Annotated in this window: 16 protein-coding genes and 1 pseudogene; 8 read left to right on the top strand and 9 right to left on the bottom strand. The window is 52.7% G+C overall.

From position 1 onward, the window contains the following. Window positions 1–72 precede the first annotated feature (72 nt). The 7 genes and pseudogenes from KU854_RS25135 to KU854_RS04605 all read right to left on the bottom strand — a co-directional run. Window positions 73–1,461, bottom strand: a pseudogene (locus KU854_RS25135) (DUF342 domain-containing protein); the annotation flags it as partial. Window positions 1,462–1,527: 66 nt separating this feature from the next. Continuing rightward, window positions 1,528–1,731 carry a hypothetical protein gene (locus tag KU854_RS24770; protein ID WP_255555420.1) on the bottom strand — a complete coding sequence of 68 codons (204 nt, stop codon included), beginning with the start codon at window positions 1,729–1,731 and terminating at the stop codon, window positions 1,528–1,530. 279 nt (window positions 1,732–2,010) lie between these two features. Next, on the bottom strand, window positions 2,011–2,397 hold the full coding sequence (locus KU854_RS04625) for a hypothetical protein (RefSeq protein ID WP_054780000.1): 387 nt from the start codon (window positions 2,395–2,397) through the stop codon (window positions 2,011–2,013). A 146-nt stretch (window positions 2,398–2,543) separates the two neighbouring features. Further along, window positions 2,544–3,293: a phosphatase gene (locus tag KU854_RS04620; RefSeq protein WP_218357298.1), complete on the bottom strand. Its 750-nt coding sequence runs from the start codon at window positions 3,291–3,293 to the stop codon at window positions 2,544–2,546. Next, window positions 3,294–5,345, bottom strand: coding sequence for a tRNA(Met) cytidine acetyltransferase TmcA (locus KU854_RS04615; RefSeq protein WP_336245224.1), 2,052 nt, complete (start codon window positions 5,343–5,345; stop codon window positions 3,294–3,296). A 119-nt stretch (window positions 5,346–5,464) separates the two neighbouring features. Continuing rightward, window positions 5,465–6,433: a ParB/RepB/Spo0J family partition protein gene (locus KU854_RS04610; protein WP_218357297.1), complete on the bottom strand. Its 969-nt coding sequence runs from the start codon at window positions 6,431–6,433 to the stop codon at window positions 5,465–5,467. Between the two features lie 3 nt (window positions 6,434–6,436). After that, the gene (locus tag KU854_RS04605) at window positions 6,437–7,645 is read right to left on the bottom strand and encodes an AAA family ATPase (RefSeq protein WP_218357296.1); all 1,209 of its coding nucleotides are present in this window, start codon (window positions 7,643–7,645) and stop codon (window positions 6,437–6,439) included. 1,352 nt (window positions 7,646–8,997) lie between these two features. Between KU854_RS04605 and KU854_RS04600 the strand changes: the two genes are divergently transcribed. The 7 genes from KU854_RS04600 to KU854_RS04570 all read left to right on the top strand — a co-directional run bounded on the left by KU854_RS04600 (window position 8,998) and on the right by KU854_RS04570 (window position 17,653). After that, the gene (locus KU854_RS04600) at window positions 8,998–10,980 is read left to right on the top strand and encodes a replication initiator protein RctB domain-containing protein (RefSeq protein ID WP_218357295.1); all 1,983 of its coding nucleotides are present in this window, start codon (window positions 8,998–9,000) and stop codon (window positions 10,978–10,980) included. Between the two features lie 412 nt (window positions 10,981–11,392). Next, window positions 11,393–11,761: a glyoxalase superfamily protein gene (locus tag KU854_RS04595; protein ID WP_218357294.1), complete on the top strand. Its 369-nt coding sequence runs from the start codon at window positions 11,393–11,395 to the stop codon at window positions 11,759–11,761. A gap of 30 nt (window positions 11,762–11,791) precedes the next feature. Continuing rightward, a complete protein-coding gene (locus tag KU854_RS04590; protein WP_218357293.1) occupies window positions 11,792–13,054 on the top strand; it encodes an ABC transporter substrate-binding protein in 1,263 nt (420 codons plus the stop codon). 62 nt (window positions 13,055–13,116) lie between these two features. Next, complete coding sequence (locus KU854_RS04585) at window positions 13,117–14,037, top strand: carbohydrate ABC transporter permease (RefSeq protein ID WP_218357533.1); 921 nt, start codon at window positions 13,117–13,119, stop codon at window positions 14,035–14,037. 1 nt (window position 14,038) lies between these two features. Beyond that, on the top strand, window positions 14,039–14,869 hold the full coding sequence (locus KU854_RS04580) for a carbohydrate ABC transporter permease (RefSeq protein WP_218357292.1): 831 nt from the start codon (window positions 14,039–14,041) through the stop codon (window positions 14,867–14,869). 9 nt (window positions 14,870–14,878) lie between these two features. Beyond that, entirely contained in the window at window positions 14,879–16,510 is a 1,632-nt protein-coding gene (locus tag KU854_RS04575; RefSeq protein ID WP_218357291.1) for an alpha-amylase family glycosyl hydrolase, read from the top strand. 9 nt (window positions 16,511–16,519) lie between these two features. Next, entirely contained in the window at window positions 16,520–17,653 is a 1,134-nt protein-coding gene (locus tag KU854_RS04570) for an ABC transporter ATP-binding protein (RefSeq protein WP_218357290.1), read from the top strand. A gap of 77 nt (window positions 17,654–17,730) precedes the next feature. Here the strand turns inward: KU854_RS04570 and KU854_RS04565 are convergent, their stop codons facing one another. Together KU854_RS04565 and KU854_RS04560 are read right to left on the bottom strand one after the other, a co-directional pair. Next, on the bottom strand, window positions 17,731–19,272 hold the full coding sequence (locus KU854_RS04565) for a glutamate synthase-related protein (RefSeq protein ID WP_218357289.1): 1,542 nt from the start codon (window positions 19,270–19,272) through the stop codon (window positions 17,731–17,733). 128 nt (window positions 19,273–19,400) lie between these two features. Beyond that, entirely contained in the window at window positions 19,401–21,029 is a 1,629-nt protein-coding gene (locus tag KU854_RS04560; RefSeq protein WP_218357288.1) for an alpha-amylase family glycosyl hydrolase, read from the bottom strand. Between the two features lie 249 nt (window positions 21,030–21,278). On the opposite strand from KU854_RS04560, the gene KU854_RS04555 reads away from it, so the two are divergent. Further along, window positions 21,279–22,982, top strand: coding sequence for a PAS domain S-box protein (locus KU854_RS04555; RefSeq protein ID WP_218357287.1), 1,704 nt, complete (start codon window positions 21,279–21,281; stop codon window positions 22,980–22,982). Window positions 22,983–23,078 lie beyond the last annotated feature (96 nt).

Genomic DNA, 23,078 nt, shown 5'->3' with positions numbered 1-23,078 from the left:
TTCGCGGTGCTTTTTTCGTTTGTGGCCATTTACACTGTAAACAAAGTCAAAAATGACAGTGTGACTGCCGGTTTAAAGCGGCTCGATTTGGATCTCTTTACCGTTAGTCACCAACAAGCTAGGCCCCAATTCATGGCTGATTTGCAATGCGTTGTCCCCTATCTGGCAATGAATTCCGGGGAAGCCATTTTTCACCACTTCGATGACATGCTGGCGATAAAGGGAGCTGAGTTCCGAAGCGTTGCTTTCCATCTTCGCCTTCAATTCGGCAATACGCTCGAAGTGGTGAGTCTTGGTCCACGCCAGACGCTCAATCAACTCGTCAGGGCGCTTGTTGGGCGGTTGCTGAAGCAGTTTCATTTCGGCGTCTTTCACCTTCATTAGCTGCTCGTGCTCGTGATCAAGCTCTTTGACCAATCCAGCAGTGCTTGCCAATAAATCTCCCAAGCCGGTAAAAGCGTGAACATGGGTTGCAGTCCCGGAAGCAGCCCCCAAAGTCAGAACCTTGATGCCACATTGTGCCACGTGCTTCCCCCCCGTGAGGGTGCCGTGGCGCTTGGTATCGTCGCAGACGACCAAGTTTCCTTCAGTAAAGGTTCGGCAATGCATTGCATGCTGGCTGATGTTGATATCACCCTTCGCGCGCAGATTGGCGTACTGGGCAAATTTGACCACAATGGAGCCCTTGGCTTTCAGGCTGGTGGTCAGCTCCTGATCGGCCTGCACCTGACGCCCTAACACGCCATTGTGGATAACAATATCTCCACCCGCTTCGAGCATGGCCATTTCAACCACCCCGCCGACAGTGATGGAGCCTGTCGCTTTGACCTTCATCCCCGAATTCACATCGCCGTTAATGACGACACTGCCTTCAAAATCGACGTGGCCGGTTGCTACCGTCACTGATTTCATACACAACGCGTTGTCAACCTCCACACCGTCCGGGTGAAGAATGGGCATCCCTGCGATTTCAGCGACAATCACATTTTCGTCTTTTGCGCTGTATTTGCTGCCGGGAAACAGTCGGGTTGGCACATCCCTGCCCGGGGTGGTGGTCAGGATTTCTCCGGTAACCCGAAATCCGTCAATCCCCTTGGTAGGCGGTATACGTTTTGCGAGCGGTTGACCTTCCTGTACGGTGATCATCTTTCCGAGGTCACGCATATCAACCGTACCGTCTTCTCGCTCCTGCGGTCGTAAAACCCGGGATTTACTGTCTTGTACAAGGTAAGCCAGTTTTGAATCTTCTCCGGGGATTGGCCATTTACCCGCAGCGATAGGCACTTCCAGATATTCGCCGGGCTTAAGACGGGCTGAAGCGGTCAGCAGCTTTTGCAGCGTCTGTTTCTTTACGCCACGCACAATCTGCGCTTCTTTGAGCGCAGCGAGCAAATCATTACCTCTGATGGGATTTCCGCCACAGGCACCATTGACGCGCAAAAAGGCTGTCATTTTTTGTTCATCGAAACGGGCGCTGACCGACGCATCGCGTAGCTCTGCGACGACGACATCGTCAGGTTCCCCTTTTCAGTCATCGTTAGAGGCATTAATTTTGCCGAGTACTGACTCTATAGTTTCTTCATAGCGGAAAAAGCTGGCGACATTATTTGCAACCAGCCATTCGACAATATGTTTTTTTTCAATATGGGGCGCATCTTGGTCTGCTTTAGGCACTACAGTCATGTAGACCCTGCGACCATCGTTAGAGAGCCGCAAAAGCTGTTGCAGCATGTAATCCCCTAATCCAATACATTAAACTACGAACTAACATCACGTTCGCATTCTACCCAGATGAAACATTTCAACTGAAACACGGCAATGTCCAAGTTAGATTCAGATCGCATTAAATTATTGACCACTTCATCAATTAAGTTACACGTGTCATATAAATGAATTATAGAGACTTTTATGCATTCTGCTGCATGATAGCTCCGGTTTCTTCTGACTCAACAAAACGAAAAAAGGCACGCTGGGTGAGCGTGCCTTTTAAATCAGCATGTTAAAGGGTTGTTATGGCGCCAGCTTTTGGTGGGCGTCATCTGTAAGCCACTCATCCAGACTGAAGCCATATCGATTCCGACCATCAGGTTCTTGATTGCAGTAGATAAGCGTCCCTTTAAGCGGTGGCATATCAACCACCTGCAGATAACAGACCTTATCCAGCGCAAATGAATCCAGCGACAAAAGTCCGATTCCGCTTCGGCTTACATCGCGGATAATAACGCGATGCCCGAATTCCTCATCCAACGGCTCATCTTCAGGATGGTGGGATTGGATATGCAATCTTGCATGTATCCCGCCAGTGCCCAATTCAATGCGCTCCTGAAACCGCTGGCATTCATTTTCCCCACCCGCTTTTCTGATGAGGGTGTCGCAGAGCTTGTCATAGTCATTCATTGTTGAGGCCTCCCACACCAGCGTTCTTACCGCAAATCACGCCGTAAACTTATTATTATATTGATAGATAACCAATTTGCATGTATTGAAAGTTAGATAGCGCAATGCTCGGATTTACAGACAACGTCCGTTTACAGTGTAAATTCTCACCCTATGCCTAACTCAAATAAACGCCGTTGTCTGATTGAATGCCGTTTGAACTGAAACTCTTCAAACAGCGCGGCACTGCTGGTGATCACCTGTTCGCGACTCATTCCTACTTGTTCTATAAGCGTAGCCACACTGCCAAGGTTGCCAACATCCTGTGAAAAATGGGCATCCGACCCAGTGGTGATCCAGGCACCTTTTTCTTTTGCTAATGCGGCGATTGCCAAGCAATTCGGCTCACTGCCTTTTCGGGAACCGTTCAATGACGAGTTGTTAAGTTCGATTGCAACGCCAAGATCAGCCGCAGCTGAAACAACACGCTCTATGTCGATGGGATAAGAAGGATTGCCGGGATGGGCAATAGCATCCACCAATTGTGACTCCATAGCGTTGACCATGGCCTGAGTATGAGCAGCTTCGTTTTGCGCTTTAAACACCGCTTCGTGGAGACTGGCGTTTACCCATTCAAGACTCGCGTAAACATACAAAGGCAAATCCAGCTCACCGTCAGAATTAAGGATGTTCGCTTCAACGCCGCGGACAATACGGACGCCACTAAGAAAGTCCGGTAACACGCGCTGGTTAACGAAATGCCAGTGGTGTGGCGCGCCAGGCATAGTGGAAGCATGATCAGTGACGCAAAGGAATTCAAGGCCTGCGTCGGCTGCAGCCCGGGCATTTTCGGTGATGGTGCTGTAGGCATGCCCGCTGGCAATTGTGTGGGTGTGAGTGTCCGCGATCAGTTTCATTTAGCTTCCTTTTTGCTGATGTGCCAATTGACGCGTAATCCATACTCGCATCGCCGATTCCATGTCTTTTCTGCCGGCATAGCCAAACTGCTTTGCCATTTCTTGCCAGGGGCGTCGTTGCAACACACGGGCAATGAGCAGTGCACAGCCCTTTGATTCATTGTATACCGGGTTTGTGGCAAGCCAATGAATGAGCCAAAGCCAAAGACTGCCCGTGCATAAATCGTACCCTAAATGGTTATCTGCAAACAATGCAACCTGCTGGTTAATCGCTTCGCAAGGAAACGGCGCTTCGCGGTGCGCTAAGAGCTTGGCAACCAGATAGGGGTCAAGCTCAGAGAACTGTTCGCTCAATTGATGGGCAAAATTGCACGAAAACAAACGACTTGCGCTCACATACCAGCTTGGACTATCGCCCAAAGGTTTGACAAGTTGCAGCGAGTGGGTGCCACTTGCCGCATCCCGGCTGACGCCCAATCTAAGCGGCACATACCCAAGGCTCGACCAAAACTGCCATAGGGGCAAGGTTGCACCAAAACTGGTACCAATCAATCCCATTCCCTGCTGTATGGTCGTTTGCTCTGCGTGGGCAATGAGCGCGCGTCCAATTCCCTGGCGTCGGCAAGCCGGCAACACGGCAACGCGGGAGATCCGGGTTAAGGGTGAGGTTAAGACCTCAGGGAGGCCGACATGGCTTGCCAGACTTTGAGCGAGAAGGTGCCCACGCAAACGCCGCTTTCCGGCAACAACATCCTTCGCCAATTGGGGCTCAAAGCCGCCTTCGCGGAACAGCAACACTGCACCAACTAACACCTCATCCATAAAGGCCGCGATCAATTGCTGCTCCTCACCATCGAGAAGCTGAACCAAATCGTTCGGAGATGTTTGATAGTGCGCCGTGATCAACAAAGCAAAAAGCTGTTTAAGCAAGGCTTCATTACCTGCAAGTTCTATAGCCGAAATCTCGCGGTAGCTCACTGCTGCCTTATTTGAGGGCGAGATAGGTTCAGCGTCAAACAAAAAGGCATCAAACAACCACCGCTCGAGGGGATCCCGCTCTGCCCAGCGCACAGGCGTATGGAGTTTAACTTCCTTCCAGCCTTTGGCGTTATCATCCAGCAACGCGCGGAAACGGGTACTGAACGCCCTGCCCGAGCCTTCATAGCCATGCTCTGTGGAAGAGAACACAATACGGCTGTAACCGCTGAGCATGTCTCCCAACAGGGGAAGCGGTATGGCTGCCGCCTCATCCACCATCAGCAAATCGCATGACGGCTGTTCACGCAAAAGCGCATCAGGCGCTACGAATTGCAACGTGCCGCCATTGTCCGCTTCAAGGGAGAATTTTCCTTTGGCATGGATATGTTCGGCCTGCGCCGCATGCCGAAAAAGCGTCTCTGCATTGGCAAACCTTGGTGACGTGACAATGATGTGTTTCGGCGACTTAGCGAGAATGTCACTGACAGCCATTCCCATTGAGGACGATTTTCCCCTGCCCCGGTCAGCGACTAAAAGTGCAGGTCGACGACGGTGTCCATGCAATACACGACCAACGGCGTCGATGGCCGTGTTCTGATCATCTGTCCGGAACCGCTCTGCTGACACGGAACCATGCTGATCCGGGTAGGCATTTTTTGGTGGTCGATAGCCGGAATGCTGGCAAATGCACGCAACATCATCATGGTTGGCGTAATCGAAAAAGCGAGATGCAAAAAGGCTGCTTGAAACCGATGCTTTGTCGCCTGCGATCAGAAACACCAGCTCTCCACCTCGCACACAGCCGGTAATCGCACAAAGCCGCTCTACATCGATGTGATAGCGAAGATCAAGGGCAATGGAGCCCAGCTCCTGCCCCAACAACTGCTTCGTCTTTGACCAGGATAGCGAGGCGCCACTGCCTGTTTTATCGCTCACCCATTGCGTATCAGGCATGGTGCCTAACAGCGACGACACGAAATCATCGTCACCAAAGACAAAAACAGGGATACGGATAAACGCACGCTGCGCCATTGCACGCAATTCACTTAAAGCAGTTACAAAGTCAGGATTCACAATAATGCCATTCACAAGAAAACTGGTTCTATGATACCGGATCCGGCAAGGCGGATAACAGCGAATGCAAAGAAACAAAAAAACGCGCCGGAGCGCGTTTTTCTAACGTTTCTTTCTGGTTAGGAAAGACGTGATTTGATAAAGGCCAAAATGGCTTCAGCGTCTGCATCGCCCATTTTTTTGAGGTTAATCGCCAGTGCATCGCCGCGACGGCGGTAACTCACGCGCCCTTTGATAAGGTCAATGGCCGGCGATTCAGCGTTTGCCGATTTCGGTTTTAACTCTTCGCACCATTGCTCCAACACCAGCGTTACCTCGCGGGTAATGCGGCTTATTCCTGAAGCGTCTACCGTTTGCCATACCGGCGTAGCGTCCAACTTAGCCAGCAGACTCGCCTGCTCAGTATCGGTCAGCGTAAAGAACAGTCGGTGTAGCTTAACGATAGTCGGACGGCCAAGTTCAGCGACGCTTGGGTATGCCTGCAGCAAAGGCAATGGCAAAGATGCCGCTTTCAGCGCCCCACTGACCAGCGCTTCGCTGCACTGGCACACTTTCGCCAACTCTTTTTGGTCAATTGCATCGCCGCGATCTAGCATAGCCTGCATCTCTTTACCGCGCTCATACAAAGACAGCGGCTTGTGGGCATTCGCCACATCCGACAGGAACTTGGCGTGCTTACTGTTAATGCCTTTGGCGACATAAATCAGGAAATCCTGCTTGGCAATAATACACGACATGCGACGGCGGCTACCGTCCAGCACTTCGATTTTATTGCCTTCAAGCCAACGTCCGACCGCCGGATATTGCTGACCACGATCTTTCAGCGTTGTCAGGATATCAGCCAGTGCCAACTCGTTCAGGAACGATTGTTCACGGGCATTTTCAGCAAAGACCGAAGTGCGGGCTTCCACATCTGCAGCAGGCACGCGAACCAGCTCAAACTCTACTGTTGCTTCACCTGCGACAGACAGTTCAATCACGGCCGCTTTGTCTGAAGCGGCTTTCTGCGCTTCTTGCGCAGTGGTTGCGCGTCGTTTGTCGACTTTACCAAACAGGCGCGCATTTAATTCTGAGGTTTTAATGGCCATTTATCACTCCTGATTGCGTTGCGACCAGTGACTGTGGAGCACACGTTCAAGCTCCAATCCTGCGCGGTGCACAGCTTCTTGTGCGGTAGACAGCGTTTTTTTGCCGCCTTCAAAATCTTGCGCAGTTAAATCAAACACTGTGCTGTAGGTATCTGCGCAGGTTTCAAACGCGCGGCTGCGAGGAATTGTCGCCATCATCACCTGATCGCCCAGCAAGTAGTTCATCTCTGTCAGCACCGACACTTGCTTCTTGTTGTCATCTTCGAACATCGTTGGCACCAGGCGAACAAACTCAAGCCCCGGCCAATCTTCCGGGAACATACCGTATACAGTTGGTAGGTGTTGGAAGAAGTTCACTGTAGACGCCCAGTCCAGACGTTTGGCTGCACAAGGGATCAGCAAGGCGTTGGACGCATACATGGCGTTCCAAACCAGAGGATCAATGTGCGGGCCGGTATCAATCATGATGACATCAAATTCATCGGCAATAACATCAATCACCTTCTCCTGCAGCAACTGCACGATATCCAGTGAACCGTTTGTTGCCAGGTTCTGCCACGCTTCGGCGTTGAACATGGCGTCTTCAGGAAAAGCCGCGATAGTCTTCAGGTTCGGATACTGGGTTGGCAGCAGCACGTTCTTCATCATGAACTCTTTATCTGCGTCCTGTGGTGTGTTCCCCAACATCACGTCCACTGCCGAATAGATCCCCTCTTGCTCCGTTACACTGATCTGCGGGTTGAGGAACAAACGCAGCGACCCCTGCGGGTCAAGGTCGACCAGACAGATGCGGTAGCGTTTTTCAAGGTTCAGTGCCAGACAAGCTGCCAGATGCACAGCACTCATGGACTTGCCGGTGCCGCCCTTCTGGTTCTGAATGTTGATAACCCAAGGTTTGTAGCCCTTGCCTTTTCCTTCGTGAAAAGCAGGGATCTTGGCAGCTTCCATAATTTGGTGCGCTTCATCCAGCGTAATGGAATAGTGGTTCGCATTGTTTTTGGTGAATTGATGACCGCCTTCTTCCATGCGGGTGATCGCTTCATCCAATTTACGTCGCGTCAGACCGGAGCGGGTTTCCATCAGCGCTTTCGACATCGGTGGGAACAGCTGCTCGTGACGTTCTTCCATTACGATTTCGATGCGATCAGCCTGTACCTGCTTCGTTTGCTCTGCAATAGTTTGCAGATTTTCTATCGTCTTTTCCCTATTCATTTTTCTTTTCGCCTTAGAAGAGAATTAAAATGAATTGTACAGCATAATTCACCACATTCAACAAAACGCTGCACGCAGTGCAAAATAATTCAGATCACGCTCACTTTCTGACAATCCGCTGAAAATCCGCACTAAAATTTTGCGAATAACACGGCACTAAGTACACGACATTTGAAGTGTTACAGCGTCACATCTTTACAATGTAAACCGGGTTCAAGGATAAAAATCCGATGTAAAGTCCGGAACGGTGAAAAAGGTCGTCGAAATTACGGACGGTGTCATTTCAACTTTTAAATTGAAGCGAATACCGAACAAATGACAAAAAAAGGGGTGAGGGAAACAATATCGCCAGTCACCTTGATCATTTTTCTGAAAACATGATCAAGGAAGTATCACCTAAAACTGTTTGGCTTACACTTTCTCTTGATCATTCTTTCATAAAAGCGCCTCTGAACGGGAAAAATGATCAAGGTTTGAAAAGCGTTGTATTTTTCGGCATATAAACCCGCAACCGGATCCTTTTTCCCGAATCGATGATCAAGTATATCTATGCCGGATTATTCAAGAGACAGATTGCCGGAACGATGAAAGGTAGCGGCGAATTTACGGTTGATGCCTTTTGTATTCTGACTTTATGCCCATTACAAAGGGTTTACAGGCAAAATCAGCGCGCTAGCATGACCCTCGCAGCTCAAGATTGAAATGCAATGCCGCTGTCTTGATCATCGTTTCCATGTTTCCGCTGAGATATGGCAGACGAACAGCAACAGACCGCCATTGCATTTCAACCAGATGCCGGCACGCAAACACCTCACAAAAGGGAGCAACCTGGCCAATATTTAATCGTTGGACTTTGTTGGCTATGAAATTTGGTTCGAAATGACGTTTCCCTGATCATTTTTCCGAGCCCTGAATGGGCAAACTTCAGGTTCAACCAGAGAAAAGAAAGGTAATGGATACCGCGTTCTGTGGATAAGTTGTGTGAATACCATGATCATGCTTTTGAAACATCGATGATCACTGTTTCGTGCTGTTGATGATCATTGTTGCGGACCTCTAATGATCATGCTTTCAATACTTTAATGATCATCATTCCGGGATTGTCATGATCATTGTTTCGGAGTGAGTGAAATTTAAATCAATACACATCAACAAGTTACGCCAATCTCCCCACTCGGATCAATAGATCAATACATCAATAAGATCCTATTAAATCAAAAAGATCAGTTAAAAAACGCCAACAAAAAAGATCTTTCTTTCTTTTATTTTTTCTTATAATCTTTCGGAAAAATGGCTTAATTACGGCCATATGTATTCTGATAACACACCGGCTTAGCAAGGAGCGGCGGCGAATGGCCTCTAGTCCCGCGGAAAAAATACTGATCACAGCCCCTCGATCCCACAAAGATGGGCACCTGTTTGAAGTGCATTCACAGTTGATCGACTGGCTTCCCCAATACGAGCATTTCAAAGGGGTCACCAAAAGCATTCTGGAGCTGCTCAACCTCATTTCCCTGCGTGGCTTTTCGTCCAAAGACGGCCTGGTTTCTACAACGGAATTGGTGGAGGCAACCGACGGTCACCTGACCCGCGCTGCTATCCAGCAACGTCTGCGTGCTGCCGTACAGATTGGCCTGTTTACCCAGCAAGGTGTCCGCTTTGAAGAAGGACTGGCGGGTAAAACCATGCTGCACCGCTTTGTCAATCCAAGCCAGTTGATCTCGGTATTGGGCTCAGCAGGCTTGCAGTCTGAGAAGACCCGGGTGATTGCCAAGCAAAAACGCTCAAAAGCATTGGCACAGAACCATGTGAACAAACAGCTATTGAGTGAACACGGCCTTGGCACGCCACCAACCATGCCGGATGAAAAAGATCAAATTCTGATCTCCCCCACCAGCTGGGCGGGCATTATTGACCAAGCACTCGCACCACCGCGCACCAAAAAGAGCTACCAGAAATCCATGGTGGCGATCAGCGGAACCAAAGCGATCATCGAAACCCGATCATCCAAGTCGATCATGACCGTGGACGATCTGATGACGCTGTTCGCCCTGTTCACATTGACGGTACAGTACCACGATCACCACCTGCCGAGCTATGAGCTCCAGACCCAGAAGGTGGGTAACAAAACGCCAGTGTATATCACCGATATACTCTCGCTTCGGGGCAAAAAAGACAGTGGCCCGGCCCGTGATTCTATCCGTGAGAGTATTGATCGGATTGAGTTTACTGACTTCCAGCTTCATGAACTGACCGGCCGTTGGTTGAGCGAAAACATGCCGGAAGGTTTCAAAAGTGACCGATTCCGTTTTATCGCACGGACCATTACTGCGTCAGAAGAAGCACCACGTGAGGGGGAAGACGGTGAAATCCGTATTAAACCCAACCTATACATCATGGTGTGGGAGCCGTCATTTTTTGAAGAACTGATGACCCGCGATTACTTTTTCCTGTTTCCACCGGAAATCCTGCGCCAGCATACCCTGGTGTTTCAGCTCTATACGCTCTTCAGAAGCCGTATGTCGCGTCGACTGGAAGATTCCATGCTCCTGAGTGAATTGAACCAGAAAATGGCGAGAAACATCGAATGGCGGCGTTTTTCGAGCGATCTGATCCGGGAGCTGCGTAAGCTGGCGAAAAAAGAGAGTCAGGCAGACGGTGTGTTTGCGGTAAACCTGTATGGCTATCACTTGACCCTGTACCGCATGGACGATGACAAAAAGCATCCGGACTACCGCATGGATATCAAATGCAACGTCGATGAGGTGATCCGTTTCTCACGTGCCAAAACGTACAACGAGGGCAAGCGATCCCTGGCGCCGACTATGCCTAACCCGCTGCGCAACGAGATCTTGCCCAAGCAAGACCTTGATCAGCTTTCCGGGATCATCGACGGTGAGTTTGAACCTATCCAACGCAAAGAAAAGCGGGGAGGGCGCCTGGGACGCCGCGTGAAGCTGCGCAAGCACCTGGTGGAGATCAACGCCGACGAGTTGACCATTACGTTGTCAAAATACACCTCACCGGAGGCGCTGCAGCGCAGTATCACGGCACTGTCTGCGATGACTGGCCACCCGGCAGCAACCATCGCTGAGGAATGCCAGGCCTTTATGGACAAACTCGACTGGCTGCGTGTGGATGGGGAAGTGATGTCCTACGACACGCTGAGTAAAACCATTGAGTTTTACAACAGCCAACAGGATGAAAAACACCTGTCTATCGAGCGTTTAATTTCCGGTTTGGCAGTACGCCGAAAGGTTTGCCGCCAAGTATATGACGGTCATTTAGACAGTACGGTACTGGCTGTACTGGATGAAGTGGCGTCCGGCGCCTGATAGAAATGACGGGATATTGACAGAACCCTGACATAGCAACCCCTGATGAAAACTAGGATTAACGGCGAATAGATACCTTTGTCCTATTGGCATCAGGGCTTGCCCGATGCATTGATTTGCTAACCCTTTCACGAGCCTTCTGGCTCGTTTTTTTTGTCTAAATTATCGGCAAAACTGGGCTGTCGTCACGCCCTCAAACCTGTCTCATTATTGAACGTTGCCAATTTGTAAACGCGATGCTAGTTTTTGGACATAGCCGCAGATATCGGCTGGCCGCCCACGCTGGCAAAGCTCACGCAATATCTACTTCCTAACATACTTCTAAGAAATTGGTTGTCACCCGGAAGGGATGCCGGCGTTGAGTGGGCCATGCTGTGCGCATTTTGAACGGTCATTATCCTAAGGGAATACAGTGACACCCAATAACCTGACTGCTTCAGACATCAAGGCCTTTAAACGCCAAGCCAAACGCCTCAAGCGTGAGCTAAGTTGCTCGCACATGCAGGCGCTGGAATTGCTTGCGCGTCAGCATGGCTTTTTGTCCTGGCATCAGGTGCAGAAGATTGCCGAACAGACTTCAGACACCGTTTCATCGGCTGACGCTGCCAACGCCCAGCGCGTTTTACTGGAAAGTGCATTGTATTCCTCTGTCCCCTTTGGATGGTTGATCGGGCGAAAGTCCCACCCAGAATTTTCTGTGTCCCAGGATGGTTACCCAGAAGCCAGCGACTCTGAGCTTGAAGTACCGTCATCACGCTGGCAGGCAGAAAAGCGGGGTTAAAAACCGGGTTGACGCGACAGGGAGCTATCCATGAAACGTTCAATCTTCGGAGTTGTTGTTGCATCCACACTGCTGAGCGTTAGCGCTTATGCCGACACCATTTCCATCTCCTGCGGCGCTGTTGGCCAGGAGCTGGAACTTTGCCAGGATGGCGTGGCGGCGTGGGAGAAAGAAACCGGCCATACCGCAAAAATTGTCACTACCCCTAACTCAACCACAGAGCGTTTGGCGCTTTACCAGCAACTGCTGGCGGCGGGTGCCAAAGACATTGACGTGTTCCAGATTGATGTGATCTGGCCGGGGATCCTCGGTAACCACTTTATTGATCTGAAAGAGTATTCAAACGGTGCGGAAAATGCGCACTTCCCGGCGATCATTGCCAACAACACGGTGAAGGATCGTCTGGTAGCCATGCCATGGTTTACCGACGCCGGTGTGCTCTACTACCGTAAGGATCTCCTTGAAAAATACGGTGAGAAGCCACCGACAACCTGGGAAGAGCTGACAGCATCGGCTGAAAAGATCATGAAAGCCGAACGCGAAGCCGGTAATGACAAGATGTGGGGCTATGTCTGGCAGGGACGCGCCTATGAAGGCCTGACCTGTGATGCACTGGAATGGGTCGCTTCTTACAATGGCGGCACCATCGTTGATCAAAACGGTAAGGTGACGATTAACAACGACAACGCCAAGAAAGCCCTGACTACTGCAGCGGGCTGGGTTGATACCATTTCTCCTCCGGGCGTGCTGAACTATGGCGAAGAGGAAGCACGTGGTGTCTTCCAGACCGGTAACGCGGTGTTTATGCGTAACTGGCCGTACGCCTGGTCGCTGGGTAACAGCGATGACTCCCCGGTCAAAGACAAAATTGGCGTCGTTGCCCTGCCAAAAGGCGGTGAAGACGGCAGCCACGCCGGTACACTCGGCGGTTGGCAGTTGGCCGTTTCCAAATACTCTGACAACCCAGACGTGGCGGCAAGCCTGGCGATGTACCTGACCTCTTTTGAAGAGCAGAAGCGCCGCGCCATTGAAGGTTCCTACAACCCTACCATCGAAGCCCTTTACCAAGACGAAGAAGTGCTAACAGCGGTGCCATTCTTCGGCAGCCTCTACAACACCTTCGCCAACGGTACACCACGCCCATCAACGGCGACCGGGGCCAAATACAATCAGGTATCCAATGCCTTCTGGAATGCTACCCACAGCGTCCTTTCCGGAAGTGAAACTGCCGATGCCGCCCTTGCCAAACTGCAGAAAAACCTCAACCGCATCAGCCGCGGTGGCCGTTGGTAAGGTGATATCCGGCTGTCAGCGCCATAGAGCCTGACAGCCTCCACAGGAAAAAAGGATTGTATATGGAACAGACCAGCGCACTCACGCGTAAACGCGTCCGCGCCGCCTGGTGGTTTCTGACGCCCATGATCATCACGCTCGTAATGGTGGCCGGTTGGCCCTTGTTGCGCACGTTTTGGTTCAGCCTGACCAATGCCACCCTGGATGGCAGCGGCGTCGCTGAATTTATCGGGCTCGATAACTACTTTATTTACGAAGACGGCGAATTTTACGGCATTTTGTTTGACCCGACCTGGTGGCAGGCGGTGTGGAACACCCTCTATTTCGCCGTGGTATCTGTCAGCCTTGAGACCATTCTCGGCATCATTGTGGCTTTGGTGCTCAACACCAAATTCCGTGGTCAGGGACTGGTGCGTGCTGCGGTACTCGTCCCCTGGGCGATCCCGACCATCGTTTCGGCCAAAATGTGGGGCTGGATGCTGCACGATCAGTTCGGGATCGTTAACGACTTCCTGATGACACTCGGTCTGATCGCCGCGCCCCTGGCGTGGACGGCAGATTCGGATCTCTCGCTGAATGTGGTGATCGCAGTGGATGTGTGGAAGACCACGCCGTTTATGGCACTTCTGGTGCTGGCAGCTTTGCAAATGTTGCCGTCTGATTGCTACGAAGCGGCCAGGATTGATGGCATTCACCCCGTGAAAGTGTTCTTCAAGGTGACGCTGCCACTCATCATGCCTGCGGTTATGGTGGCGGTGGTATTCCGCGCCCTCGATGCCCTGCGGGTGTTCGATCTTATCTATGTGCTCACGCCATCCAACGAAGCGACCATGTCGATGTCCGTCTACGCACGGCAAAACCTGGTGGATTTCCAGGATGTCGGTTACGGCTCCGCCGCCTCGACGCTGCTGTTCTTCATCGTGGCTCTGTGTACCGTTGCCTACCTCTATGTTGGGCGCAAAAGCATGAATCAGGGAGGCTGATATGTCGAAAAAATGGTATTGGCGTGTCGGGTTTTACTTCTTGGTGGTGGCGATCGTATTGTTTTCGGTCTTCCCGTTTTACTACGCCATTCTCACCTCGTTTAAATCCGGCTCGGCGCTGTTTGAAGTGGAATATTTCCCGTCAGTCTTTGACTGGGGGAACTACCAAAGTGTCTTTTCCGGCGGCGTGTTCGGGCGAAACCTCCTGAACTCCGTCGTGGTCTCGACCGTGGTAGTGGCGATTTCCCTGCTGATCGGCGTTACCGCCTCCTATGCGCTGGGACGCATCCGCTTCCGCGGCCGTAATGTGGTGCTGCTGACCATTCTGGGCGTCTCCATGTTCCCTCAGGTGGCAGTGCTCTCCGGCTTGTTCGAACTGATCCGTGCATTCGGGCTTTACAACTCCATGCCGGGTCTGGCGCTGGCCTACATGATCTTCACCTTGCCGTTTACGGTCTGGGTGTTGACCACCTTCATGCAGCAATTGCCCCTGGAGCTGGAAGAAGCGGCCATCGTGGATGGTGCCACGCCGTGGCAAATCATCATCAAGGTGCTGATGCCCCTGCTCTGGCCTGCACTTGTTACCACTGGCCTGCTGGCCTTTATCGCTGCGTGGAACGAATTTCTGTTCGCGCTCACCTTCACCCTCACTAACGAGCAGCGCACTGTTCCGGTTGCTATTGCGCTTATTTCCGGGGCAGGGCAGTACGAGCTGCCTTGGGGCACCATCATGGCCGCGTCGGTCATAGTGACAGTGCCGCTGATTGTGATGGTGCTGGTTTTCCAACGTCGTATTGTTTCCGGCCTGACTGCCGGAGCTGTTAAGGGATAAAACACAATCATGAAACAACAAGAACTTGCCTGGTGGCGTGGTGCGGTGATTTACCAAATCTATCCGCGCAGTTTCGGCGATGCCAACCAGGACGGTATCGGCGATTTGCCAGGGATCACCGCTAAACTGCCTTATGTGGCGGCGCTGGGTGTGGATGCGATCTGGCTGTCACCGTTTTTCAAATCACCGATGAAGGATTTCGGTTACGACGTGTCAGATTACTGCGACGTGGATCCGCTGTTTGGGACGCTGGAGGATTTCCGCAAGCTGGTGGATGTGGCGCACGATCTTGGCTTGAAAGTGATGATCGACCAGGTGCTGAGCCATACCTCGGATGAGCATCCCTGGTTTGAGGAAAGCCGTGTCAGCCGTGATAACCCCAAAGCCGACTGGTATGTGTGGGCCGATCCGAAACCGGACGGGACACCGCCTAACAACTGGCTGTCGATTTTCGGCGGTTGTGCATGGCAGTGGGAAAGCCGCCGCCAGCAGTATTACCTGCATAACTTCCTCGTCAGCCAGCCGGATCTCAACTTCCATAACCCGGATGTGATCACACACCTGCTGGAAACCGTGAAGTTCTGGCTCGATTTGGGGGTAGACGGTTTCCGTCTCGATACGGTCAATTTTTACCTCCATGACCGCCAGCTGCGCGACAACCCGCCGCTGTCGGCAGGGGACAGCAAATCGCTGGGGGTGCCGGGCACCAATCCCTATTCGATGCAGAAGCACCGCTACGATATCTCCCAGCCGGAAAACATTGGCTTCCTGAAAACGCTGCGTACCTTGCTGGACCAATACGAGGGCATTACCACCGTCGGCGAGATTGGCGATGATAACCCGCTGCAACTGATGGCGGAATACACCTCGGGGAATGACAAGCTGCACATGGCCTATACCTTCGATTTGCTCAACGTACACCGCTCACCCGGCTATGTGGCGTCGGTGATCGAGAAAATCGAAGGCGCTATCAACGATGGCTGGGCGTGCTGGGCACTGTCAAACCACGATGTGGTGCGCTGTATCAGCCGCTGGGGCGAGGGCGAAGCGGATCAAATGGCTTATGGCAAGGTATTGCTGGCACTGCTGACTTCGCTGCGCGGCAGCGTATGTCTCTATCAGGGGGAAGAGCTGGGCTTGCAGGAAGCAGAGATCCCGTTCGATAAAATCCAGGACCCTTATGGCATTCCGTTCTGGCCGGAATACAAAGGTCGTGACGGTTGTCGGACACCGATGCCCTGGATGTCTGAAGCCGGCAACGCAGGGTTCAGCAGCGCTGAACCCTGGCTGCCGGTAGACGACCGCCACTATCCACTGGCAGTCGACAGGCAAGAGCATGACAGCAACAGTATGTTGGCGCACTACCGCCGTTACCTGCACTGGCGGAAAGCGCACCCGGCATTAATTTCCGGTGAGTTGTCAGATGTTTTTTCCAACACGCAGGGACTGCGTTTTGTGCGCCACAGTGACGGTGAACGTGTGCTGGTCGCCGTTAACCTCTCAGACACCCCTATGACCATTGCGTTGCCTGAAGGCAACTGGCAAGCCCTCTCTGGGCATGGTTTTACATTCTCTGTTGCAAACGGTGAGGTAACCCTCCCGCCTTATCAGGCGGCGTTTTGCAACCACGAAAACGGGTAAGGATGCATTATGGCTGAGGTCATTTTAAACAAAGTAAACAAGAAGTTTGGCAAGGTGCATGTCACCAAAGACGTGGATCTACAGATTGACGCGGGCGATTTTGTCGTCTTTGTCGGCCCGTCCGGTTGTGGTAAATCCACCCTGCTGCGTCTGGTCGCGGGGCTGGAAGACATCACCAGTGGCGATCTGAAAATCGACGGCAAGCTGTGTAACGACCTGCCACCGCCAGAGCGCGGTATCGGCATGGTGTTCCAGTCTTACGCCCTTTATCCGCACATGACGGTGTACGAAAACATGGCTTTTGGCCTGCAACTGGCAAAAACCGAAGCCAAAACCGTGGATCAGAAAGTGCGTGAAGTGGCCACGGCGTTGCAATTGGAACCACTGCTGGAGCGCAAGCCGAAAGAGCTTTCCGGCGGCCAGCGCCAGCGCGTGGCGATTGGCCGCGCCATTGTGCGCGAGCCCAAAGTATTCCTGTTCGATGAGCCTTTGTCGAACCTTGATGCGTCGCTGCGTGTGCAAATGCGCATGGAGATCGCAAGGCTGCATGAACGCCTCGGTGCGACCATGATCTACGTGACCCACGATCAGGTAGAAGCGATGACGCTGGCGACCAAGATCGTGGTGCTGGATGCAGGCAGGGTAGAGCAGGTGGGATCGCCGCTGGAACTTTACAACCATCCCGCCAATACCTTCGTTGCCGGATTTATCGGATCGCCGAAGATGAACTTCCTGACCGCCGATATTGTCGAGACCGGGGAAGTGACCACCAAGGTGCAAATCCACCGTGGACAGGAAATCGAAGTCTCGGCCAATACCATCGGTGCCAGTGTTGGCGACCCGTGTATGGTGGGTATCCGTCCTGAGCACATCCGTTTCGGAACCAAGGACGCGATCCAGGAAGGAGGCGTGGAGCTGAGTGTGGTTGAGCAGCTCGGCAATGAGTGCCTGATGTACTTCAACACGCCACAAAGCGCTGACCCCGTTGTGATCCGTACCGAAGGGCAAACCGGCATCCGTGCCGGAGACAAGCGTTGTATTGAGTTCCCACCTGATTATTGCCACCTGTTTGATCGTGACGGAAAGGCGTTCAAACGCTCTGTGGTGGGCGAAACCAAACCATCGCTGGTGGTCACGCCATAAACATCGCTGAATGGCTTAAAACGCGAAAGAGGCAGGATTTTGGTCCTGCCTCTTTTTTCATTTCACGCCTGTTTGCTTTAAAGCTCCAGCGACCCCGCACCGGAATACTGGATCCCGGCCAGCTCGGCCATTTCTTTGCTGAAAGTGGCGATATCACGCCTTGAGAACTGGTTGAGGTGTTCATGGCCGCAGGCGCGTGCCATCACCTGCATCAGGTGGGTGGACGCTGTGAAGAAGTTGAACAGCCTATCGCTGGCTGCGTCGATATCCAGCCGCTTTCTCAATGCCGGATCCTGGGTGGCGATGCCCGCCGGACACATATTGGTGTTGCACATACGCGCCCCGACACACCCAATCGCCTGCATGGCGCTGTTGGAAAGGGCGATGCCGTCGGCGCCCAGTGCCAGTGCCTTGATAAAATCACTCGGCATACGCAGGCCGCCGGTGATGATCAGGGTGACATCCTTGACGCCCTGGGCATCGAGAAACCGTCGTGCGCGGGCAAGGGCAGGGATTGTCGGCACACTGATGTGGTCACGGAACAGAGCCGGTGCAGCGCCCGTGCCACCGCCACGTCCATCGAGGATGATGTAGTCCGCGCCTGCATCCAGCGCGAAATCGATATCCGCTTCGATGTGGTTGGCACTGAGTTTGAAACCAATCGGGATCCCCCCGCTCATCTGGCGCACCTCATCGGCCACACGGGCAAAATCAGCCGAGGTTTTCAGGTCGGGAAAGGTCGCCGGTGAGATAGCATCTTCCCCTTCAGGAATGCCGCGCACCTGGGAAATCTTGCCATGGTTTTTTATCCCCGGCAGATGGCCGCCAGTGCCGGTTTTCGCCCCTTGTCCGCCCTTGAAATGAAACGCCTGTACGTTTTTGACTTTGTCCAGGGAAAAGCCGAATTTTGCGCTGGCGAGTTCGTAAAAATACCGGCTGTTGGCAGCCTGCTCCTCAGGCAACATGCCTCCCTCGCCGGAACAGATTCCCGTGCCTGCCTTTTCAGCGCCTGTGGCAAGGGCTACCTTGGCCTCTTCAGATAACGCGCCAAAACTCATGTCGGAGACAAACAGCGGCGTTTGCAATACTAGTGGCTTGCGCGCCCGGGGGCCGATCACCAGTTCGGTTGCGACCGGCGCGTCATCGAGCAGGGGTTTTGTTGCCATCTGCGCCACCATGATTTGGATATCATCCCAGCTCGGCAGTTTGTAACGGGGAACGCCCATGGAGGTCATGGGGCCGTGGTGACCGAAGGTGTCCAGCCCTTCTTTAGCGAGCTGATGGATAAGCTCAACGTAAGGTTCCTCCTGCGTCGCTTTGGGTGCAGGAGCCCCGCTAGACTTTTTTACCTCTGGCCGCTCCTTGCCAATATCATCGTCGCTGTAGCGTGTATGGGTGCCATCGCAAAACGGCGCATTGCCGGTGTGTTTGCAGGCGCAGAACCAGACATCCCCGTCTTTGTCAGCCTTGTAGGCGAGGGGAGTAAACGTTGTGCCTGCGTGGGAACCGTCACAGAAAGGCTGTTTTTGTGAACGGCCGCAGCGGCAATAGTAATAAGTTTGGTCTTTTTCGAGTGTAACTTTGATGGGGTTGTTGGCGGAGACAACAGGATCGGACATAAGTAGCTCCTTGCTTGGCAGTGACGAAGGCTTCGCTTCAAGACAAAAGCCTTTTACTTAACTGACAGTATGGCTGGAAATAGCGCCGGGGTGGCGCTGCAGAACTGAGGCACAGGACGTGATGGCTGCTAGGGGGTATGAAGCTCACCAACCCATACCTGCCAAGGTGCCAACAACAGGGCACCACTGGGCGAAGGTTCCCCCGCTTTCATATGCGGAACCGGAACGCTGGTGGCGGATGCCGGCAGGTTCAGACGGATAGTGGCATCCTGATTCGATGCGTTAAGGGCAATGATCAGCGTCTGTGAACCTTCGGGTGAGGTGAAATGGCGTTCTAAAACCATGAGTGATGCATTGAATGCCAGCACGCGGCAACTCCCGTGCTCAAGGGCGGGGTAGGTTTTGCGCCAGCGCAGCATGTTGCGGGTAAAGTGGAGCACAGATGCCCCTTCTTTTTGCTGCTGATCCACAGCGTACCGCACATGGTTTTGATCGGCGGGCAGCCAGGGTGAGCCTTCAGAGAAGCCTAAGTTGGGCGCATCGCTTTGCCAGGGCATCGGTGTGCGGCACCCGTCGCGTCCCACGTAATTGGCGATAACTTGCTTGCCGAACAGGTCTCGGCGCTGTGCCGGGGGAACCGACGCTTCGGGTAGCCCCAGCTCTTCGCCCTGATAAAGGCTTATCACCCCTTGCAATGAGAGCAGCATGGTCAGCAACAATTTGGCTGCTTCCGGCTGGTTGTTGGCATCTTGCCAGCGTGACACGGTACGCGCGATATCGTGGTTACCCATGCTCCAGCAGCCAATCCCCGGGTGAACCGCCGAAGAAAAGGCGCTCAATTGCTCACCCACCTGCGACACATTGCAACACAGGCTCAGGGATTCAAATACATTGGCTGCATCCAGCGCATCCCCTTCACTGGTGTAGCGGTCAATCACTGCATAAGGGGAAGGGTCGCTGAGAGAACCAAGCAGCCATTTTTTTGAATCGTAACCATCGGCAATGACACGCAGTTGCTTTAACAGGTGGATATTTTCCGGCCGGCTGATGTTGTAGCGCTGACTCTGGTAGCGGTAAGGATCGCTTCGCGCTTCGTCCTGCCAGCCAAGGTGTCGGGGCGGGTTGTTGCGCAGTCTGTCATCGTGCAAAAACAGATTCACCGAATCGAGCCGCAAACCATCCACGCCGGTATCAAGCCAGAAACGCACGCTTTTCAGCAGTTCGCGTATCACATCCGGGTTGCGGTAGTTAAGATCGGGCTGGTTACTTAACGTGTTGTGCAGGTAATACTCGCCACGGGTGGGGTGCCAGCGCCAGGCCGATTCGCCGAATATGGTCAGCCAGTTATTGGGCGGCGTGCCATCGGCGCGCGCCGGGGCCCACACATACCAATCGGCTTTTGCCGCATTCGCGCCTTTGCAGCTTTCCAGAAACCAAGGGTGTTGGGTGGATGTGTGATTGGCGACGAAATCCAACATCACTGCCAACCCGCGGGATTTGGCTTCTTTCACCAGACGCACAAAGGTCGCCATGTCGCCATATTCTGGATTCAGGCCGCGCAGGTTGGTGATGTCGTACCCAAAATCACTCAATGGCGATTCAAATACCGGCGACAGTAAGATGCCGTCCACCCCCAGCCACTGCAGGTAATCGAGCTTGGCAATGACGCCTTGAAGGTCGCCCACACCATCACCGTCGCTGTCAAAGAAGCTACGCAGGTAAATATGGTAGAGAACTGGCGATGCACTTGGTTTCATGTTTTTTCTATATGGCTTAAAGGGTTACCTCTAAAAGCGTAGTGCAAGCTGTTAAAGATGTGCTTCTTCTCGTCATATTTACAATGTAAATGGTGCAGCCCTCACACCTTTCGCTATGCGGCGTTGAAGCGCGTAGCGGAAAAAAGAAACGCGACAAATTTGAGAGCACTTTAACCTGTGTCTAATATTTGAGAGCAAGCAAGCGCTTTGGACTATTTCGGCTCCTTTTTGGAACGCGGGTGATGACCTATGGGACTATTTGGCAGCAATTCTGATCGTGTCATGAAGCAACTTATTGATAATGCGGAAGATGCGATCCTGTACACCGATAAAAACAACAAGATTAGCTACATGAATCCGGCGGCACTCAAACTGTTCAAAACCACCCTGAAGGAAAGTGTTGGAAAACCGTTGGATTCGCTGGCGCTCGGTGATGTCAAAGAAGGCAAAGTGGAACTGGACTGGCACGATGGCAAGAGCCTGGAAGCCAACATGTCGCGTATCAGTGTGGCCGGTGGGCAGGGCTGGGCGGTAAACATCAAAGACATTACGCGCGAGCGTAAAGCCATTGCCAATAGTCAGCAGGTGCTTTCCCAGTCCGTCAACGCCGTGGTGTCGATTGATGACAACAACAACGTGACATTTATGAATGCCGCTGCCGAAGCGCTTTGGGGATACAGTGCTGATGAGGTAATGGGGAAAAACGTGAAAATGCTGGTGCCAAAGGAAATTCAGGATTTTCATGACGGCTATGTCAACAAGAACCGAACCAGCCGCGTCGACTCCATCGTGGGCACCAGCCGGGACATCCAAATGGAACGCAAAGACGGTTCCCGTATCTGGGCGAACCTGTCCCTGTCACGCATCGACGGCGAGGAGGGCACGGGCTATACCGCGTTTGCCCGTGATATCACTAAAGAAAAAACCGCCAAAGATGAAATTGAGCAGATACTGCGCCAGGCCAACGATGCTGTCGTCAGTATTGATGCGGACAACAATGTCACTTTTTTCAACCCTGCGGCAGAAGCCCTGTGGGGTTATGACGCCAATGAAGTGCTCGGTAATAATGTGAGGATGTTGGTGCCGGAAGAATTCCAGGCCGATCATGACAGCTTCGTCAACAAGAACCGCACCACGGGAAAAGACAAGATTGTTGGCTCAGCCCGTGAACTGGAAATGCAACGTAAAGACGGCAAGCGGATTTGGGTCAACTTCTCCCTGTCAAAAGTCAGGACAGGAAACGCCATTGGTTACACCGCCTTTGTGCGGGACATCACCGAGCAGCGCACGGCGCAGGAATCCATCAACCAGACCCTGACCCAGGCGCTGGACGCGGTGGTGACCATTGACGAAAACAATATCGTCACCTTCTTCAACCCTGCGGCGCAAGCGTTGTGGGGTTACACCCCTGATGAAGTGGTCGGCCAGAACGTCAAGATGCTGGTTCCGCCGGATATCCAATCCAACCACGACAAGTTTGTGAACTCAAACCGCACCACGGGAAACGACAAGATTGTCGGTTCCAGCCGGGAAGTGCCAATCCACCGTAAAGATGGCAAGCTTTATCATGGCTTGTTATCACTGTCGAAAGTGAACATCGATGGCAAAACCCTGTATACCGCGTTTGTGAAAGACGTGACAGCCCAGGTACAGCAGCGCTCTGGCATGGGTGAAATCATGGAGCTGGTAGCGAAATCCAGTGGTGAAATTTCCAACATTGCGCGGGTGATTGATGGTATCTCCGAGCAGACCAACCTGCTGGCACTGAATGCGGCCATTGAAGCAGCACGCGCCGGGGAACACGGACGGGGTTTTGCTGTGGTCGCGGATGAAGTGCGCCAGCTCGCGACGCGCTCGTCAGAATCCACCAGCGAAATAAACCGACTGTCTGACGATACCCGTAAACTTTTGGACGAGCTGTCTGAGATCCTGAAAGCCGCCACCGGACAATAAATCACGCTGTAATCAAAGGCGGGATGCGATATGCATCCCGTTTGATTTTCTTACTCTTTCCCCGACTTCCCGCACTTTCTCTAGCTTCCTGTAATC

Origin of the sequence: Enterovibrio paralichthyis (genome assembly GCF_019209835.1) — a bacterium.
GTDB classification, from domain to species: Bacteria; Pseudomonadota; Gammaproteobacteria; order Enterobacterales; family Vibrionaceae; genus Enterovibrio; species Enterovibrio paralichthyis.
Note: the sequence above shows the minus strand (reverse complement) of the source record. Positions and strands in the feature narration are given on the sequence as shown.

Excerpts from the sequence above, each read along its gene's own strand:
- KU854_RS04610 (WP_218357297.1), bottom strand. The coding sequence starts at position 6,433 with ATGGCCATTAAAACCTCAGAATTAAATGCGCGCCTGTTTGGTAAAGTC.
- KU854_RS04565 (WP_218357289.1), bottom strand. The coding sequence starts at position 19,272 with ATGTCCGATCCTGTTGTCTCCGCCAACAACCCCATCAAAGTTACACTC.
- KU854_RS24770 (WP_255555420.1), bottom strand. The coding sequence starts at position 1,731 with ATGCTGCAACAGCTTTTGCGGCTCTCTAACGATGGTCGCAGGGTCTAC.
- KU854_RS04585 (WP_218357533.1), top strand. The coding sequence starts at position 13,117 with ATGGAACAGACCAGCGCACTCACGCGTAAACGCGTCCGCGCCGCCTGG.
- KU854_RS04555 (WP_218357287.1), top strand. The coding sequence starts at position 21,279 with ATGGGACTATTTGGCAGCAATTCTGATCGTGTCATGAAGCAACTTATT.
- KU854_RS04560 (WP_218357288.1), bottom strand. The coding sequence starts at position 21,029 with ATGAAACCAAGTGCATCGCCAGTTCTCTACCATATTTACCTGCGTAGC.
- KU854_RS04620 (WP_218357298.1), bottom strand. The coding sequence starts at position 3,293 with ATGAAACTGATCGCGGACACTCACACCCACACAATTGCCAGCGGGCAT.
- KU854_RS04570 (WP_218357290.1), top strand. The coding sequence starts at position 16,520 with ATGGCTGAGGTCATTTTAAACAAAGTAAACAAGAAGTTTGGCAAGGTG.
- KU854_RS04605 (WP_218357296.1), bottom strand. The coding sequence starts at position 7,645 with ATGAATAGGGAAAAGACGATAGAAAATCTGCAAACTATTGCAGAGCAA.
- KU854_RS04580 (WP_218357292.1), top strand. The coding sequence starts at position 14,039 with ATGTCGAAAAAATGGTATTGGCGTGTCGGGTTTTACTTCTTGGTGGTG.
- KU854_RS04600 (WP_218357295.1), top strand. The coding sequence starts at position 8,998 with ATGGCCTCTAGTCCCGCGGAAAAAATACTGATCACAGCCCCTCGATCC.
- KU854_RS04625 (WP_054780000.1), bottom strand. The coding sequence starts at position 2,397 with ATGAATGACTATGACAAGCTCTGCGACACCCTCATCAGAAAAGCGGGT.
- KU854_RS04575 (WP_218357291.1), top strand. The coding sequence starts at position 14,879 with ATGAAACAACAAGAACTTGCCTGGTGGCGTGGTGCGGTGATTTACCAA.
- KU854_RS04590 (WP_218357293.1), top strand. The coding sequence starts at position 11,792 with ATGAAACGTTCAATCTTCGGAGTTGTTGTTGCATCCACACTGCTGAGC.